Source organism: Mesorhizobium sp. P3_A8 (assembly GCF_056402995.1).
Map to the genome: position 1 here is coordinate 32,897 of NZ_JBFUGI010000022.1, position 16,983 is coordinate 49,879.

General features: G+C 62.4%; 19 protein-coding genes. 11 read left to right on the forward strand and 8 right to left on the reverse strand.

The features are described from left to right. Window positions 1-93: 93 nt before the first annotated feature. Window positions 94-591 carry a helix-turn-helix transcriptional regulator gene (locus AC1DX4_RS33045; protein ID WP_477224311.1) on the forward strand — a complete coding sequence of 166 codons (498 nt, stop codon included), beginning with the start codon at window positions 94-96 and terminating at the stop codon, window positions 589-591. Next, entirely contained in the window at window positions 591-1,943 is a 1,353-nt protein-coding gene (locus tag AC1DX4_RS33050; protein ID WP_477224312.1) for a HipA domain-containing protein, read from the forward strand. Before AC1DX4_RS33045 ends, AC1DX4_RS33050 begins: the two co-directional genes overlap by 1 nt. Window positions 1,944-1,964: 21 nt before the next feature. Here AC1DX4_RS33050 and AC1DX4_RS33055 read toward each other — a convergent pair whose 3' ends face one another. From AC1DX4_RS33055 to AC1DX4_RS33065, 3 genes are all read right to left on the reverse strand, one after another. Next, window positions 1,965-2,927 (reverse strand): SDR family oxidoreductase, encoded by a 963-nt coding sequence (locus AC1DX4_RS33055; protein ID WP_477224313.1) that lies wholly within the window; start codon window positions 2,925-2,927, stop codon window positions 1,965-1,967. After that, window positions 2,924-3,793, reverse strand: coding sequence for an SDR family NAD(P)-dependent oxidoreductase (locus tag AC1DX4_RS33060; protein WP_477224314.1), 870 nt, complete (start codon window positions 3,791-3,793; stop codon window positions 2,924-2,926). The genes AC1DX4_RS33055 and AC1DX4_RS33060 overlap by 4 nt, the downstream gene beginning before the upstream one ends. A 109-nt stretch (window positions 3,794-3,902) precedes the next feature. Next, window positions 3,903-4,472, reverse strand: coding sequence for a TetR/AcrR family transcriptional regulator (locus tag AC1DX4_RS33065; RefSeq protein WP_477224315.1), 570 nt, complete (start codon window positions 4,470-4,472; stop codon window positions 3,903-3,905). 280 nt (window positions 4,473-4,752) lie between these two features. Here AC1DX4_RS33065 and AC1DX4_RS33070 point away from each other — a divergent pair, with 280 nt between their 5' ends. From AC1DX4_RS33070 to AC1DX4_RS33090, 5 genes are all read left to right on the forward strand, one after another. Then, window positions 4,753-5,520, forward strand: a complete 768-nt coding sequence (locus tag AC1DX4_RS33070; protein WP_477224316.1) for a DUF4760 domain-containing protein — start codon at window positions 4,753-4,755, stop codon at window positions 5,518-5,520. 261 nt (window positions 5,521-5,781) lie between these two features. Continuing rightward, the gene (locus tag AC1DX4_RS33075) at window positions 5,782-7,785 is read left to right on the forward strand and encodes an AI-2E family transporter (protein WP_477224317.1); all 2,004 of its coding nucleotides are present in this window, start codon (window positions 5,782-5,784) and stop codon (window positions 7,783-7,785) included. 299 nt (window positions 7,786-8,084) lie between these two features. Continuing rightward, complete coding sequence (locus AC1DX4_RS33080) at window positions 8,085-8,990, forward strand: SMP-30/gluconolactonase/LRE family protein (RefSeq protein ID WP_477224318.1); 906 nt, start codon at window positions 8,085-8,087, stop codon at window positions 8,988-8,990. Beyond that, window positions 8,987-10,237, forward strand: a complete 1,251-nt coding sequence (locus tag AC1DX4_RS33085) for an alpha-hydroxy acid oxidase (RefSeq protein ID WP_477224319.1) — start codon at window positions 8,987-8,989, stop codon at window positions 10,235-10,237. Before AC1DX4_RS33080 ends, AC1DX4_RS33085 begins: the two co-directional genes overlap by 4 nt. After that, a complete protein-coding gene (locus AC1DX4_RS33090; protein WP_477224320.1) occupies window positions 10,230-10,919 on the forward strand; it encodes an RraA family protein in 690 nt (229 codons plus the stop codon). Before AC1DX4_RS33085 ends, AC1DX4_RS33090 begins: the two co-directional genes overlap by 8 nt. Before the next feature lie 94 nt (window positions 10,920-11,013). On the opposite strand, the gene AC1DX4_RS33095 is transcribed toward AC1DX4_RS33090, so the two are convergent. After that, on the reverse strand, window positions 11,014-11,370 hold the full coding sequence (locus AC1DX4_RS33095) for a GcrA family cell cycle regulator (RefSeq protein ID WP_477224321.1): 357 nt from the start codon (window positions 11,368-11,370) through the stop codon (window positions 11,014-11,016). 321 nt (window positions 11,371-11,691) lie between these two features. Here AC1DX4_RS33095 and AC1DX4_RS33100 point away from each other — a divergent pair, with 321 nt between their 5' ends. Next, entirely contained in the window at window positions 11,692-11,979 is a 288-nt protein-coding gene (locus AC1DX4_RS33100; protein WP_023785323.1) for a hypothetical protein, read from the forward strand. 248 nt (window positions 11,980-12,227) lie between these two features. Here the strand turns inward: AC1DX4_RS33100 and AC1DX4_RS33105 are convergent, their stop codons facing one another. After that, entirely contained in the window at window positions 12,228-12,482 is a 255-nt protein-coding gene (locus AC1DX4_RS33105; RefSeq protein WP_477224322.1) for a hypothetical protein, read from the reverse strand. A 163-nt stretch (window positions 12,483-12,645) separates the two neighbouring features. Here AC1DX4_RS33105 and AC1DX4_RS33110 point away from each other — a divergent pair, with 163 nt between their 5' ends. Continuing rightward, window positions 12,646-13,176: a dihydrofolate reductase family protein gene (locus AC1DX4_RS33110; RefSeq protein ID WP_477224323.1), complete on the forward strand. Its 531-nt coding sequence runs from the start codon at window positions 12,646-12,648 to the stop codon at window positions 13,174-13,176. A 45-nt stretch (window positions 13,177-13,221) separates the two neighbouring features. Here the strand turns inward: AC1DX4_RS33110 and AC1DX4_RS33115 are convergent, their stop codons facing one another. Next, a complete protein-coding gene (locus AC1DX4_RS33115) occupies window positions 13,222-14,223 on the reverse strand; it encodes an aldo/keto reductase (protein ID WP_477224324.1) in 1,002 nt (333 codons plus the stop codon). 191 nt (window positions 14,224-14,414) lie between these two features. Continuing rightward, the gene (locus tag AC1DX4_RS33120; RefSeq protein WP_477224325.1) at window positions 14,415-14,720 is read right to left on the reverse strand and encodes a hypothetical protein; all 306 of its coding nucleotides are present in this window, start codon (window positions 14,718-14,720) and stop codon (window positions 14,415-14,417) included. Window positions 14,721-14,992: 272 nt separating this feature from the next. Here AC1DX4_RS33120 and AC1DX4_RS33125 point away from each other — a divergent pair, with 272 nt between their 5' ends. Continuing rightward, a complete protein-coding gene (locus tag AC1DX4_RS33125) occupies window positions 14,993-15,232 on the forward strand; it encodes a hypothetical protein (protein WP_477224326.1) in 240 nt (79 codons plus the stop codon). A gap of 78 nt (window positions 15,233-15,310) precedes the next feature. Further along, window positions 15,311-16,459 (forward strand): sensor histidine kinase, encoded by a 1,149-nt coding sequence (locus tag AC1DX4_RS33130; protein ID WP_477224327.1) that lies wholly within the window; start codon window positions 15,311-15,313, stop codon window positions 16,457-16,459. 55 nt (window positions 16,460-16,514) lie between these two features. Here the strand turns inward: AC1DX4_RS33130 and AC1DX4_RS33135 are convergent, their stop codons facing one another. Further along, window positions 16,515-16,721: a hypothetical protein gene (locus AC1DX4_RS33135; RefSeq protein ID WP_477224328.1), complete on the reverse strand. Its 207-nt coding sequence runs from the start codon at window positions 16,719-16,721 to the stop codon at window positions 16,515-16,517. Between the last annotated feature and the right edge of the window lie 262 nt (window positions 16,722-16,983).

Genomic DNA, 16,983 nt, shown 5'->3' on the forward strand with positions numbered 1-16,983 from the left:
GGTATCTAATTTTCGGTTATTGATCCCGATCGGTAGCATGGTTGCTTGAATTTGAGCCTTTTGGGTGTTATGTTCCCGTTCGGGATCAAAAACATGCCGAAGACCACCATGCCTGCACCGACGCCCGCGCCGCTGAGCGCGATAGAAATCGCGCGCCGTGCCGCCCGATCCGATATCGGCACGCCCGGTGGCTTTGCCGAACAAGGCGGCGTGCCGCTGGCGCCGGTTCACGGCGAGCGAAATGTTGTCGTCCCTGTGAAGGGGGTGGAGATCAGGGCCTTTTCGCCGGACGTTCGGGTAACGCTGCCTCGCATGCTCGAATCCGATGCGGAGGAGCAGGTAACGACCTCACCCAGAGCCAAGGTCGCTGAGGCCGAACACACCACAATCGGATCGCCGGCGGATCTCGGCCGGCTGGTGCGCAAGGTGCGTGAGGGACGGCGGCTTTCGCAGCAGGAGTTCGCCGATCTCGCCGGCGTCGGCAGGCGTTTCCTGTCCGAACTTGAGAATGGCAAGCCGACGCTGGAACTGGGCAAGGTGCTGAAGGTTGCGAATGCCGCCGGCATCACGCTCCTCGCCAGGGAACGCTGATGGACGCGCTGGCGCTCGATGTCCGGCTCGACGGGTTCGCCGAGCCGATCGGCGTTCTGGCGCGAGACGACAATGGCGCTGTCGCCTATGCCTACCGGCCGGACTATGTCGCCAATCCCGATGCCGTTGCCTTGTCGCTCTCGCTGCCGTTGACCGACGAGCCCTATGGCGATGTTGCGGCCAGGCCGTTCTTCGACAATCTGTTGCAGGAGCGTGACGCGGCACTGGCCGATATCATGGCCCGCGAGGGGCTCGCGCGGGACGACATTGCCGGCCTGTTGTTCCATCTCGGCAAGGACTGCGCCGGCGCCTTGTCAGTGCTGCCGGCGGGGGCGCCTCCGGTCAAAGTACCCGGCGACTATGGTCGTGACTACATACCGGTCGGCGCGGAGCGGATGGAGCAGATCGTCGATGCGCTGCATCGCCGCCGTCGACTGCCCGATGGCACTGCCGATCCGTCGCCGCTGGCCGGCGTTCAGAGCAAGATCGCGCTGACCATGCTGCCAGACGGCTCCTTTGGCGAGCCGCGGCCAGGTTCGGGCGCGCCGACCACGCACATATTGAAGGTTCCCGATCAGGGTCATCTCCACGACGCCCGCGACGAGGCCGAGGCGCTCTCGCTGTCGCGGGCGCTCGGCTTCGAGACGACCGACGCTGTGGTCGTGCCGTTCGACGCGGTCGCCGCTCTACTGATCACCCGCTTCGACCGCGCGCGGACCCGCGACGGCCGGATCGTGCGTATCCATCAGGAGGACTTTGCCCAGGCACTCGGCTTGCCGGCGGCGTTGAAATACGAGCGGCGTGGAATGCCTGGCCGGCGCTTCGACGCGCCTGCCATCCGCCGTGTGCTGGAGGCGACCGCGGACCCGCTGGACGCCAAGGAGATTTTCGTCAGAGCCACCCTGTTCGACCTGATGATCGGCAACACCGATGGCCACGCCAAGAACTTCGCGCTGCTTCACGAGGCAGGCGGGCGCATCCGCATGGCGCCACGCTACGACCTTCTGCCGACGCGGCTCGACACCAACCTGACCGATGAGCTTGCCTTCAGGATCGGTTCGGCGGATCGGTTGGAAGCAATTTCCGCCGCCGACTTTTCAGCCTTCCTGCAGGCGCTCGGCATCGATAGTGCCGCTGCACGAAAGCGCATGCGGGCGGGCTACACGGCCGATGTAGCAGGGTCGTTGGCGCGGCAATTGGACGGCCTCGCCAAGCGAAACATGAAGCGCTTCGCCGATCTCATCGCGTCCAACATCGCGACGCTGACGGCGGCGTTCGGGCTGGGCACACCGGCGGCGGTCGGGCAGCGCGACGCGTTTCTCGACCGGGCCGGGGGCTGGCTGATGAGCTGAGCCGCGCCTGGTTGCGCGTCCTCAGCGGGCAGTTCCATCAAGCGCATCCGGCCACGTCACACCGGTCAAATCCTGCGACACATCCCACAGCCTTGCGGCGACAGCTCTGTCCTGCGCGTGCCTGCCGATCCTGGCCTCGCCGACCGCGCCCTTCATTTCGAACAGGCCTTGCGGGCCGTAATAGCCGCCCGGTTTGGCATCCGGCGCCGTTGCGGCGAACAGCGTCGGCAGTGCGCCCTCGGAGGCGGACTGGGACAGAACAGGCGCCAGCAGCACGCCAAGCCAGTCGAATGGCGACGACCGGCCGTCGCGGCCCATGCGCGGGCCGCTGGTCTGCAGGTCGGTGAGGGCGTAGCCGGGATGTGCGGCGTTGCTGAGCAATCCCCAGCCATTGGCATCGCTGCGGCGCTGCAGTTCGAAGGCGAACAGGATCATGGCGAGCTTGGACTGCGCATAGGCGGCCCAGGGCCGGTAGCGCTGCCGCCATTGCAAATCGTCGAAATGGATCGCCGCCTGGATGCGGTGGGCGCCGCTACTGAGATTGACGATGCGCGTCTTCTGCCCCTTGCGCAGCATAGGCAACAGGCGTCCGGTCAGGGCGAAATGGCCGAGATAGTTGGTGCCGAACTGCAATTCGAAACCGTCGGCGGTTTCGTGGCGGGTCGGCGGGGTCATCACGCCGGCATTGTTGACCAGCAGGTCGATCGCCTCCCATTCGCCGGCAAGCTGGCTAGCGAAGGCTTCGATCGAGGCGAGGTCGGCGAGGTCGAGATGGGCGTAGCGCACGGTGGCGCCGGGAATGGCGGCCCGGACGAGGCTCAGCGCATCCTTGCCCTTGGCTTCGTTGCGTCCGGTCATCAGCACGTCCGCGCCGGCCTTTGCCAGCGCCAGCGCGGTCTCGTAGCCGAGGCCGCCCGTGGCGCCAGTGATGACCACCTTGCGTCCCTGCTGGGGCGCGATGTCGTGCGTGGTCCAGGTGCTCATGACTGGCTTTCCTGCGACAGGAACGACAGGTCGACGCCCGCGATATCGATGGAGGTGCTGACCGGCGCCCACTCCTTCGCCGCCTGCTGGCGCGCCGCTTCCGCCTGGCCAAACACATGCAAGGCGTCGCTGCCGAGGATCAGGTGGACGGGCAGCGTGTCATGCGTGGTGAGATCGACGACGACGCCGGCCACCTTTTTAGGGTCACCGATGGCATTGCCGGCATAGGCCTTGAGCATCCCGAGAATGGCGCCGACGCTCGGCTCATAATCGGGCAGCAGCGCGGGAGCGTTGGCCATGGCGGTGGTGCCCCAGTCGGTGCGCATGCCGCCCGGCTCGATCGCGATGATCTTGACGCCGAAAGGCGCGAGTTCCAGCGCCAGCACTTCGGTGAAGCCGCCCACCGCCCATTTGGCCGCCTGGTAGGCGCTCAGCCCCGCCGTGCCGACGCGGCCGCCGACCGAGGAGATGTTGATGATGTGGCCCGAACGCTGCGAACGCATGGCCGGGATCGCGGCGCGGGTGAGGTTGACGACGCCGTAGAGATTGGTGTCGATCTGGGCCCGGAAATCGGCCTCTTCGGTCTGCTCGAAGGGGCTGATATGGCCGAAGCCGGCATTGTTGACGAGAACGTCCAGGCGGCCGAACGTTTCCACCGCAAAGTCCACCGCGGCCCGCGCGGCGCTGGCGTCGGTGACGTCGAGCGCAAAGCTGTGCAGTTGCCCGGGGTGGCGGCTTTCGAGATCGGCGAGGCGGCCGATATCGCGGGCCGTCGCCACGACGCTGTCGCCGGCGGCAAGGGCCGCCTCGGTAATATCGCGCCCGAGTCCGCGGGCGCTGCCGGTAATCAGCCAGATTTTTGGCATTGTCTTGTCCTTTCAGAGGGTTGTAAATAAAAGAGTGAGTAGGCACTCATTTTTGAAGTTGGATTGATGGTTGGTTTTCGGTGATCCGCGCTGGCTGAGGTGGCGGTTGTTACTTCGAGATGCCGTTCCAGAAGAACGCGAAGCCGGACTGCTTGTAATGTTCGCGTCGCCCCGGATCGCGGGCGATGAATTCGAGCGTCGTCTCGGCGAGCGCTTCGAATATGCCTCCGGCAAAGCTCATCGAGCAGTCCTTCAGCCCGCCGTCGACAAGGCTTTCCTCGATCATCTCATTGATGTCGCCGAAGGCCGCGTTGCCCTGCTGCCTGCTCTGCTCCGTGATCCGCTCGGAAACACCGAGCTGGCGCATGGCCTTGCGCTTCATTTGATATTCCGCTCCCCAGTCGATGAAGTTGTTCCAGACGTGGCGGCTGCGCTCGCGCAGGCTGGCTTGCGACGGGTACGACGTCAGCAAGGCCTTGCCGAGGTCGGCCTTGATCTCGAGGTAGAGCTGGTTGAGCAGCTCATCCTTGTTGGCGAAGTAGTTGAAGAGCGTGCCTTCGGAGAGGCCGGCATCCCTGGCGATCTTTGCCGTGGCCGCGCCGGTGCCCAGCGTCGACACCAGGGTGGTGGCGGATGCCAGGATTGCGTCGCGCTTTTCTTCGCTGAGGGGGCGGGCCATGCTGGAACCGAGTTGAGTGAGTGATCACTCACTTATGAAGGCGTGCGTAAAGTGTCAAGGGCATGTCGGGAACTGCCGGTTTTCACTTTCGGCAGCCAGACGATTGCATCTCTCGCCGCACACGCTGGCGGCAGCATATGCGGCAGCAGTCCCTCAAATTTTTCACGTATCACTTTACTAATACTTTTAAAAATTCAATAGTTAGGTATCTTGGGTGCCTTGAGGGGTGGGAACTAAGAGGCTTGCTTCCAACATTCTTTGGTACGCGACGGGGGGGTAAATGAATCTTGCCATATATATACTGTTTGGAATTGCTGTATATACGTCAGTGATAGTTTGGAACGTATTTCATAATGGACTGTTTATAACTAAATACAATGATTTCGCATCACTATCAACATTGCTGTATATTCCTTTTCTTATGCTAAGTGTCGCCGGATTTATTCGTGTTGGTAAGAAAGCGAGAATGCGGCTGTGGGTGAAATTCGCAATAGGGTTTTGCGCGATGTCGGCATTCTTAATTGTTGGTCCCGCCATTGTCATACCGTTTATTTCTAACAATAATACTGGATTCTATATTATGTTCTCCGCTTGGTGCGCGGTAGCTGGATGGTTTCTTGGGCACTATATTACGGTTGACAATGCTAGGAAGGCTCATACGTTAAATATTCTTATGCAAATGAGAAACAGTTCGGAATTTACTTCGAGGTATATGAGAATAAGTAGGTTGATTTTGGATAAATATCCAGGAGATATCTCCAATAATCTCATTTCTGGAGTGCAGAAAGGCCTTCCAAAGGATGTCGAATTCGTACTAAAGCATGATATATCTTACATATCGGCTTACTATGAATTTATCTGCGCTGGATATCAGACCAACGATCTTGATGAAAAACTGCTTATACGGAGCATGAGGAACAACATAATTACATGGGTGGATCGATTCAAGATGTTCATCGGTGAAGAGAGAATCCTTCCTGATGGAACTACAAACCCAAGGATCTACGAGCAACTTGAGAAAACGGCCAATTCTTTCAGGTTAAAATAAGCGATACGTCGCTTAATATTTCCAATTTCGCCTGACAGGGTATGCCTTGTATCTATTTTCTCACCGACCGACCATCGCCATCCCACACTCACCATAGCGCGGGTCGGAGACTTTTCTTGGCGCGAGTGCCTCGTCGAGCGCGGCCGTCGAGCTGCAGTGAGGCGGCGGCGATGTTCTCCTCCAGATTTTGTATGCGCTTGGTGCCGGGTATCGGCGCCTTGCCGTGTGCCAAGGTTGCGCGCCGGCTCAATATATCAGACCATGCTAATCGGCAGGGAGACATCAAGAGTGGCCAATCGTCGAAACGGGACGGCGTCCGAGGCGCATGGGCTGGATGACATTCTTGCGGCCGCAGCACCCCACCCGCGAACCGCGTTGCCCAATGTGGCGACCACCGTCACGACGGTGGCCGCACTCTATTTCGGGCGTGAGGTTTTCCTGCCGATCGCCATCGCGCTGCTTTTGACCTTCGCGCTGGCGCCGCTGGTCTCGGCGCTCAAGCGGGTCGGCATTCCCCGGATCGCCGCCGTCATCGCCAGCGTGCTGGGCGCCTTCGCGGCCCTTGCCCTGTTCAGTTTCGTCGTCGCCACGCAGGTCAGCGAACTGGCGCAGAATATCCCGGTCTACCAGACCAACATCCTGGCCAAGATCCGCTCGCTCAAGGAAACCGGCGTCGGGGGCGGGATCATCGCCAGGTTGAGCAAGGTGGTCGAGCGTGTCGGCCAGGAGATCGACAAGCAGGATGCCACGCTGCCGGCCGCCACGCCGGACAAGCCGCCGCGCGAGCCGGTGCCGGTCGAGATCGTTGCGCGTGAAAGGCCGCTCGAAGTCCTGCAGAACATCGTCGGCCCGTTGATCAGTCCGCTCGGATCGGCGGGGCTGATTATCGTCGTCGTCATCTTCATGCTGCTCGAACGGGAGGATCTGCGCGACCGCTTCATCCGGCTTGTCGGCTATGGCGACCTTCACCGCACCACAGAGGCGCTTCGCGATGCCGGCAAGCGCGTCGGCCTCTATCTGCTCATGCAATTGGTGGTCAACATCGTCTACGCCGTACCGATCGCGATCGGGCTGTGGATCCTCGGCATTCCCAATGCCCTGCTGTGGGGGCTGCTGGCGCTGGCGCTGCGTTTCGTTCCCTATATCGGCCCGGTCATCGGGGCGCTGCTGCCGTTGTTCCTGGCGCTGGCCGTGGCGCCCGGCTGGGAACTCGTCGCGTGGACGGCCGCCCTGTTCGTGGTGATGGAACTGGTCACCGGCAATGTCGTCGAGCCCTGGCTTTACGGATCGCGAACCGGACTGTCGCCGCTGGCGATCATCGTCGCGGCGATCTTCTGGACGTGGCTGTGGGGGCCGCTTGGGCTGGTGCTGTCGACGCCGCTCACCGTCTGCCTGGTGGTGCTGGGCAGGCACGTGCCGCAGTTCGAGTTCCTCGACGTGCTGTTCGGCAACGAACCGGTGCTCGAACCGCATGCGCGCCTCTATCAGCGGCTTCTGGCCGGCGATCCAGAAGAAGCCACCGACCATGCCGAGGAGATGCTTGAGGAAAAATATCTGGTCGACTTCTACGACAAGGTCGCCATTCCGGCGCTGCTGCTGGGCGAGCGCGACCGGGTGCGCGGCGTCATGGGCGACCTGCAGAGGCGGCAAGTCGCGGCCAGCGCCCTGACGCTGGTGGCCAATCTCGACGACGATGCGAAAGAGGAAGCGAGTGAGGAGGATACGCAGGCCGGGGAGGCGGGCGAGGCCGGCGATGCCGCCGGCGAGGACGCGGCCGACCTGCCCGACGGCACCGGCCTGTCGGTGCTTTGCGCCGGCGGGCGAGGGGAACTCGACGATGCCGCCGCCGCGATGCTGGCGCAGGTCCTGGAAGTCCAGGGTGCGACCGCATCGAAGGTGGGCTTTGCCGACATGGAACCGTCAAGCATCCGCGGCCTCGATCTCGAAACCATCGACACCGTGGTGGTCGGCTTCCTCAACCGTGATTCCGTCAAGCACGCCCGCTTCCTGGTGCGCCGCCTGAAGCGGGCGAAGGCGGCACTTCGGGTGGGCATCGTGTTCTGGTCGGAAACCGGCAACGACGACAAGGAAGCCGCCGCCAAGCTTGCCCATGACATCAACGCGGATTTCGTCGCGCATGGCATGGTGGATGCGGTGACGGGCGCGCTGTCGAGCGAGCCGGCGGTGGCGCTGAAGCTGGTTGCCAAGCGGCGCGCGCGGCGGCAAAGGGCGGCGCCGAGGAAGGTTGCAGCGGCGGCGGGCTAGGGGCACAGCTCGATCAGCGCGAGCGACCTGGTTAGAACCTGAGGCCCCGGTTAGGCTCCGACGAGTTCACGCCTGGGCGGAGCTGACAATACCGCTTTGCGCCGCATGTCCGCCATTCCCGCACCACCGTCCGGCTTCTAGAAGCGGACATCGCTTGTGCCGACGCTCCTGTCGACTTCGCGCCCCAAAGCGGCCATGCGTCGATGCCTGCAATCGCCGCACAATGTATTCAACGAACGCGTAGACGGCTGGATTAGACCCGACAAATCTTGATAGGCTGCCGGTCTGGAGATCGCACCATGAAGGAGGTTGAAAAGCTCGCAGTCGAGGTGGTCGCGACTGGCCTCGGCTGGCCCGAGGGTCCGACGATGCTTTCTGATGGGCGCGTTGTCATCGTCGAAAGCTATCGCAGCCAGCTGACCGCCATCGATCGTGAAGGAACTGCTCGGCAGTTCGCGTATGTTGCGGGAGCGCCGAATGCATGCGTTCTCGGTTCGGATGGCCTGCTCTACGTCTGCCAGAATGGTGGCACGACCGGACCTTGGCGGGCCGCGGAGATGACAACGCCATCGATCCAGCGAGTTGCCGAAGGCGGAAAGCCGGAAATCCTGCTGACGGAAGTTGCGGGCATTCGGGTCAATGGCCCAAACGATCTCGTGTTTGCTGCTGATGGCCGGCTTATCTTCAGCGATCCCGGCACATACAACCCCAGCAATCCGGACCCCAGCTACATCTTTGCCGTCAACCCCGATGGCAGTGCCTACCTTGCTGTCGGCTTCGACGAGCCGACCTTCCCGAATGGAGTGGCGATCGAGACGGACGGCTCGATCGTCTGGGCTGAGTCCTACACGGGGCACGTCAAGCGGCAGCGTCCCGATGGTTGCGTCGAAGACCTCGGCCGCTTGCCTGGGGCCAATCCGATCCCGGATGGGCTGAAGGTCGGCGCCGATGGCCGCCTTTATGTCACGGATATTGCCGCCAATGGTATTCATGTGCTGAAGCCCGACGGTACCGCGGAAGGTTTCTTCATCTGCGGCAAGGCAACGACCAACTGCGTCTTCTCCGGCGAGATGCTTTGGGTGACAAATGCCGGCGTGCTGGCGACCGGCAGCGCCCCCTCCTTCGAGGGCACGCTCTGCTGTGTGCGTGTTCCGGGGGGCGGAGGACCGACGCATTACGGTCGCATCGGCGGTAAGAAACCGTGAGTAGTTCCTCGATTATCTCGAACATAGGCCCTCGGGCCAACGGCGGTGCCGGCTTTGCGGCATCGCCTGCTTCGACGGCAGCGCTGAAGCGCCTGTACAGCGTGGCCGCGGTCCGCGACGCAGCGCGGCGGATTTTGCCGCGCCCGGTGTTCGACTTCGCCGACGGCGGCTCCGAGGATGAGCGAACGCTGCGCCGCAACGAACAGGCGTTCAACGACGTTGCTATCCTGCCGCGGCCCCTCAACGGTGCAGCGACACGGGATCTCTCCCTTGATCTCTTCGGCGCAAAGCTCGCCATCCCGCTCGGTATCGCGCCAACTGGCCTGGCTGGTCTGTTCTGGCCCGACGGCGAGTGCGCGGCAGCCCGAGCAGCGGCATCCGCTGGCACTTTCTACTGCGCCAGTCACGGCTCGGCCTGCACACTGGAGGACATAGCAGCCACCGGGACCAGCCCGCGATGGATGCAGGTGTTCGTCTACACCGATCGCGGCTTCACCCGGGAAATGGTGGATCGGGCGAGTGCCTCAGGATACGGCGCGCTGGTGCTCACCGTCGACAACCAGCTGCTCGGCAACCGGGAACGCGACATCCGCAACGGGTTTTCCATCCCGCCGCGCTTCGGTGTGGCAGGGACGCTGGCGGCCGCCACCAAGGCGGCGTGGCTGCTGCGCATGCGCACCCGGCTTCCGAAACTGACCTTCGGCAACTACCTGCGTCCCGGCGAGACGGCGACGGTTGGCGCGCTGGCTGGCCGCATGGCCGCACTGCTCGACCCCGGGCTGTCCTGGGCCGACGTCGACTGGCTGCGCACCGTTTGGTCCGGACCGTTGTTGCTGAAGGGCATCCTGCATCCCGGAGAAGCCACGGAGGCCGTGGCGCGCGGTATCGACGGCGTCATCGTGTCCAATCACGGCGGACGCCAACTTGACGGTGCCGTCGCGTCGCTCGACGCGCTGCCTGCGGTGGTCGCGGCTGTCAATGGCCGCATACCTGTACTGATTGACGGCGGCGTTAGGAGGGGCTCCGACGTCGTCAAGGCGTTGGCGCTCGGAGCGTCCTGCTGTCTGATCGGCCGGCCACAGCTATGGGGGCTCGCGGTCGCCGGCGAAGATGGGGTGCGACACGTGCTCGAACTCTACCGCAAGGAGATCGACCGGGTCATGGGGCTGATGGGGGCACGGAGCCTTAGCGACCTCGGTCCAGACTGTCTTTCGTTCGTTCAAGCTACGAGGCCGCCACATGATTGAAGACCCGCCGCTGCTCACCATCAAGCGCCGTTTCGAACGGCCTGCGGCAGACATCATCAGTGCCTTTTCCGGCGTGCCCGTCAGTCAGGTCGTCGACGCCATGGGCGGGCGCGGAGCCTTGCACCATGCGATCAAGCCGTTATCGCCAGCTGCTGCTACGCTGGTCGGCGTCGCCGTGACCTGTCAGTGCGGCCCTTCCGACAATCTCGCGCTGTTTGGGGCGCTGGATGCCGCCCTAGGTGGCGATGTCATCGTTGCGGCCACCGACAGCTTTGCCGGGGCGGCGGTCACCGGGGATCTTGTGCTTGGCATGGCGCGCAATAAGGGGGTCGCCGGCTTCGTCACCGACGGCCTCGTACGCGATGTTATCGGGATCGAGGCGGTCGGGTTGCCGGTTTACTGTGCTGGCGTCATCGCGAACTCGCCGGCGCGCAATGGTCCAGGCACAGTCGGATTTCCGGTGGTGCTGGGAGGCGTGACTATCTCGCCGGGAGACATACTGATCGGCGACCGCGATGGCGTCGCCGTGGTGCCCCGCGTGGAGGCCAGGACCGTGCTGGCGCGGCTCGCCGCCATCAAGGCGGCCGAGCAGGATCTTGATGCCAAGGTGCGCCAAGGTCTGGAAATGCCCGAGTTCGCCACCGTCGTCCTCAAGTCTGACAGGACGCGCTTCGTTGATTGAAATGGGGTTGCCGAATTGCAAAAAAGATTTGAGGACAACATCATACCGATGAGGTGACGCCGACTGCCAGCGCGCGGAGGGCTCAAAACGTAATCTACGCGGCGCGCCGTTGGGGCAAATGGAGACCAGAGCGGGCTCGACGAGGGTCGACGGCAGTCACGATGCTGTGGTGGTGATCGCAGTAGACGCGATCAGGCGAAGTTGGCCCGGCACAAAAACGGTAGCCGCCAGGTACTGACGGGTCTTCGCTCACCGGGAAGCGGCACTGGTATACGCCGAGCTGAATGAGGGGGACGTCTCTTGACGTTGGTCTGATATTTTCAGGCATGATGGTTTCCAGGTTCCTTTGGTTCATAGCCATTGCTGGCTGACGACCGCAGTGCGACGTCGGGCGAGCTTCTCTCGTTTTGGAGGGCTTTGGATCAGCATATGGTGCTTGTCGCGCCGTCAATGAAGCCCGACGCCCCGCTTCTTAGGCCAATAGTTTGCGACTTAAGGCCACACCTGCGAGGCTCAGGAAACACAGGCAAAGTGCCATCGTAGGGCGCCTCGGCCGGGGTTTGTCTCGAGCATTGAGACCAACGTCGCTGTGCGCTCCTCCCAAGCCAATGTCCGCCTGCCGCGCTCCACGTTATTGCAAAACGTTCAAATTTGAGCTTCCGCACTCATGCTTTGTCGAGGGTACCCCTGTAATCACTTAAACCGTCTGCGCCGTAAGTTTAGCCGTTTTGAATCGCCGTCGGCGACGATGACGACGAAATAGGAGAACGCAATGACTCGTAATCACGTTGAACGTCTTGGAGAGTTCAGGGAAATCCTGGTCGCGACTCGACGCGAAGGAGTCCGCAACGTGCACCATACTCGTGACGCAATGCGGGCCAGTGGCTTTCAGATCGGGGACAGCGATGGCGCCAGCTACGGAGCCGAATTGAAGGCGCTCCAAGAGGAAATTGAGGCAGTCGATCGCGCCATCGAAGACGAGAAGCGGTTGGCCTTGGCCCTCGAGAGCGAGACGCAATCCCGCCGACCGGCTAAACCGAGAATCGTGAAGGGAACATAGAGTCAGGTATGGCCCTTAGCGCCCGTCGCGTCGATCGCCTGTAGGGGTCGTTGTCGCCGTGGCGAGCGCCCCGCTTCTGGCGCAAAGCGGTCGGCGCTACCCAGGATGCTAAGGTCGGCTTTCTAGCCCCGCCATCCCTAAGGCCGACGTTCGCTACCTGCCCAGATCGAGACGTTGAGCACTCTGCGGCAAAGCGCCCGCTTCCAGTCCCATTGCCCCTTGCGATGAATGGAACGAGCCGGTGAACGCTACCGATCCACCATCGCCATCCCACGCTCACCATAGCGTGGCCCGGCGATCTTCCCCAGCGCCAGCGGCTCGTCCAGTGCGGCCATTTCGGCTCTATCGAGCTTGATCGCCACCGCCGCGACATTCTCCTCCAGATATTGCCTGCGCTTGGTGCCGGGGATCGGCACGATGGCGAAGTCGCTGCATTTGCCGAGCAGCCAGGTCGGATCAATCTGGCCTGGCTTGTCGCCTGGGGCGGTCGCGACGGGGTGCACCGGGAGCGGTCGATCTTCAGGACACGGTAACGGCCAACCAGGCTCGTAAGGCGTTCATGGACGCCAAAAACCAATTGCGAACATCCAACGATATAGCTTATAACCGATTGCATAATGCAATCAGATTTCGCTCAGTTACGGCGCACAAGGAAAGGGAGTGAGCATGGCCAGGCTTGTGTTCGGAATGAACCAGTCGCTGGACGGTTACGTCGACCATACGGGATTCGCGCCAGGCCCCGCGCTGTTTCGACACTTTGTCGAGGAGGCGGAGCGGCAGGCGGGCAGTGTGTACGGTCGCCAAATGTATGAGATCATGCGTTACTGGGACGATGATCGTCCCGAATGGAATGCGGATGAGCACGCCTTCGCGGCGGCGTGGCGCAAGCAGCCGAAATGGGTCGTCTCGCGCACGTTGAAATCGGTCGGGCCTAACGCGCGGCTTGTCGAAGGTGATCTGGAGAGTGCGATCCGCGCGCTCAAGTCCGGGCGCGACGGGGAGATCGAAGTTGCCGGCCCGGACCTGGCGCAAAGCCTCACGGACCTTGGCCTGATCGACGAGTATCGGATCTACCTGCATCCCGTCGTGCTTGGTGGCGGCAAGCCGTATTTCGCCGGACCACGGCCGCCGCTCCGCCTCATGGCTCATGATCGGATTGCCGGGGATGTGATCAGGTTGACCTATATTCCCGCTTGATCCCGTCACCCATCGGCGGGGCCGGATGTCCGGGACACGAAAACCCTACCGATCCACCATCGCCATGCCACGCTCACCATAACGCGGGCCGGCGATTTTTCCTGGCGCCAGTGCTTCGTCCAGCGCTGCCATTTCGGCGGCGTCCAGTTTCAGCGCCGCCGCCGCTATATTCTCCTCCAGATATTTTCTGCGCTTGGTGCCGGGGATCGGCGCGATATCGATAGCGAAATCGCTGCCCTTGCCGAGCAGCCAGGCCAGCGCGATCTGGCCTGGCTTGACGCCTTTGGCCGTCGCGATGTCGCGCACCTTGGCGGCGGCTTCGACATTGGCGTCGTAGTTTTCGCCGAGGTAGCGCGGGTCGTTGCGGCGGTAGTCGCTCTCGGGGTACTCCTCGGCGCGCTTGACGTCGCCGGTAAGAAAGCCGCGGCCGAGCGGCGAGAACGGCACCAGGCCGATGCCGAGTTTTTGGAGCAGCGGAATGATCTCGGGCTCCAGATTGCGCTCCCACAGCGAGTATTCGCTCTGCACCGCGGAGACCGGAAAGGCGGCATGCGCCCGGCTTATGTTGGCGGCACCCGCCTCCGATAGGCCGAAGAAGCGCACCTTGCCCTCGGCGACAAGCCTGCCGACAGCGCCGGCAACATCCTCCATCGGCACGTCAGGGTCGACGCGGTGCTGGTAGAGCAGGTCGATATGGTCGGTGGCGAGCCGGCCGAGCGAGGCTTCGACGACTTCGCGAATATGTTGCGGCCGGCTGTCGACCCCGGCCTGCTTGTCGTTTTCGATGCGGAAGCCGAATTTGGTGGCGATCGTCACCTGGTCGCGCTTGCCCTTGAGCGCCCGGCCGAGCAGTGCCTCGTTGGTGTATGGGCCATAGACTTCCGCCGTATCGAGGAAGGTGCAGCCAAGTTCGATGGCGCGATGCAGCGTGGCTATGGATTCGGCTTCGTCAGCAGGACCGTAGACCTGACTCATGCCCATGCAGCCGAGGCCGATGGTAGAGACCTGCAGTCCCTGGCTGCCGAGTTTGCGTGTGGCGAGGGTCATGGCCGCGGTGCTCCGGTTGAGATTCTGCAGCACCATATAGAGCGCGCGCTCGATTCCCAAAGCCGTTCGGCGCGGTCTCAACCGACTGTGATCCGTGGCGCGAGGCACCGGGCGGTCCAGGCCGGAAAGCCGTACGATGATTCACATGCCGGAAGCGGCGCCGGGACAGGAGGCACCGCGTCAGGTCGATATTACTGGATCGAGGCCGGCTGCGAAAAAGCGAGCGTGCTGATCGCTGGCTCCTCACCATCGACAATGTCATTTCCAGACAGCGCCAACCCATTGCCCAAGGCGTCGAATTCGATTGCCGCGCCAAGCAGTTGGGCAGCCTGGAGAACCAGATATTCAATGTCCTCGAGGGCGACGTTCTCGGCCAGGTTTCTGACCCTGACCTGTTCGGCCGTCGCCGAGATGTTGACGATGCCAGCGATGGCGAATGCCCTCTGGACCGCCGAATGGACGTCGTCGCGCAGGCGCGTGGAGTATTCGTACCGCATCGAAACCTCCCAAAGGAACGGTTTTCTGTTCAGGTTGGAGCATGCGCCGGGCGTAGTGGCCTGGCAAGCGAAATTATCATAATATCCAAATAAAATCAATTAGATAGGATAGTTACAGGAATGCGCATCCGGCGTCGTATGCGCATCATGAGTTTGACGTGTGGAGCGCTCACTGGCAGGTCTTGACGCCTTATGAGAGTTACCTTAATTATAAGCCGAATGAGTTAGATACTAACTCACCGTATTTTTAGTCCTGAGCGAGGAGCGCGCACATGGCTGAACTGGAACGCCCGGAACGACTGCAAATCATGCTCACCGCGGACGAATTGGCGGCCCTTGAAAACTGGCGCTTCGAAAAGCGGATGCCAAGCCGCTCGGCCGCGGTCAGGGAACTGCTGCGGCGCGGCCTGGCCTCGGACGGATTCCTGATGGCCGAGCAGGGCGTCAAGTCGCAGGAGTTCGGTGTGCTGCCTGAGGGTGACGGCAAGACCAACGATCGGCCTGCGGAGTGAATCCAGCTTCGGTTGTGACGCGCCGCCTGTGCGAATTGCGCCGGGAGAGATTGCCTTGATCCGCTTGCGCGCTACCTCATGCAAATGAGCGACATCGTGGCGGCGACAGCTGACATCGCAACAAGCAACTCACAACAGACCGCGACCGCCGATGCACGCCTCGCGGCCATCGTCGATTCCTCGTTCGATGCCATCATCAGCAAGGATTTGACCAGCATCATCACCAGCTGGAACCTGGCGGCCGAACGCATGTTCGGCTATAGCGCCGCGGAAGCGGTCGGCCAGTCGATCCTCATGCTCATCCCCGATCACCTCAAGAGCGAGGAGACCGAGATCATCGGCAAGGTTCGCGCCGGCGATCGCGTGGCGAGTTATGAGACGACACGAAAGCGCAAAGACGGAACGCTTATTTCCGTCTCGCTGACGGTTTCGCCGATCAAGAACGCCCTTGGCGAGATCGTCGGGGCCTCGAAAATCGCCCGCGATATTTCCGCCGCCAAGGAAAGCGAGCGCCGCATCAGGCTCTTGATGCGGGAGGTCAACCATCGCGTCAAGAACCAGTTCGCGGTCATCCTCTCGATGGTCAGGGAAACGAGCAAGCGCTCGAGCGATCCGCGCGAATTCGAGGAACTGATCCGTGCCCGCATCATGGCGCTGTCGCGTTCGCACGATCTGCTTGTCACCTCGGAGTGGGCCGGCGCCAGCCTGTTCGACCTGATCCAGGAGCATTTGAAGCCGTTCGGCCGCGAGGAGCAGATCCTCCTCGCCGGCCCAGTTCTGACGCTGCAGTCGAATGCGGTCCAGAATCTCGGCATGGCTTTCCATGAGCTTGGCACCAACTCGTCCAAATATGGCGCGCTGGGCAGCGAAGACGGCCGGGTCGAGATCACCTGGACAATCGAGTCCGGCGCCCAAGACTCGGGTAGTCTGGGCTCTGGTGCCGCAAGTGCCCAGGGCTCAGGCGTTCCGGGCGGGCGTGAGTTTCAGCTGCTCTGGACCGAGACATCCACGCCGCGCGCCGGCGAAAGCCGCGACGACAGCGCGCGCAAGGGGTTCGGCACCGTCGTCCTGCAGCGCGTGGCGCCGCAGTCGCTGGGCGGCTCGGCCGAACTGGAGCGCTCGCCCGGCCATCTCAGCTGGCGCCTCAGCGCGCCGCTGGCATCGATCATCGTGCCGCAAGCTGGCGTCGAACCCGATGACGGCGCCGCGCTGGGTTTCGGCATTTAGAGCGGTTCACCGGGGAACGCCGAACCACTTTTATCAGACACTTTCCCCAGATGCCTCAGAGGATGTTGGTCGTCACCTCGACGATGATGGCGGCGTTTTCCGACGTGCCGCCGGGGACATGCACGACACGTGAGACCCGCAGATCCTGAGGGCTGCCGTCGACCGTCAGCGAAACGCTTTCGCCAATCCGCGGCACCGCCTGGAAAATGGCGTCGGTGGCGTCCGGCCGGTTGTCGATGGATATGCGGCAATTGACGGTCATGAATATCTCCTGTGCTGGCCATGCCCCGTTGGTCAACGCAGGGTCGATGAAATGGTTTCAGGAAGACCGGTTCAAGGCGCCGGGGACGCCTGCGGGAGGGCTGCTCCCTGCTCATAGGCTCGACCACGCTTGACGCCTTCAAAGTTCGCGCAAAGGGGCGGCGGCCGCGCACAAAGAGCTGGTTGGGCAAGGAGTTGGCCGTGCCTGGCCGGCCTGGGCGGATGGCTGACAATTATATGCGAACATGCTAATATATTTGAAG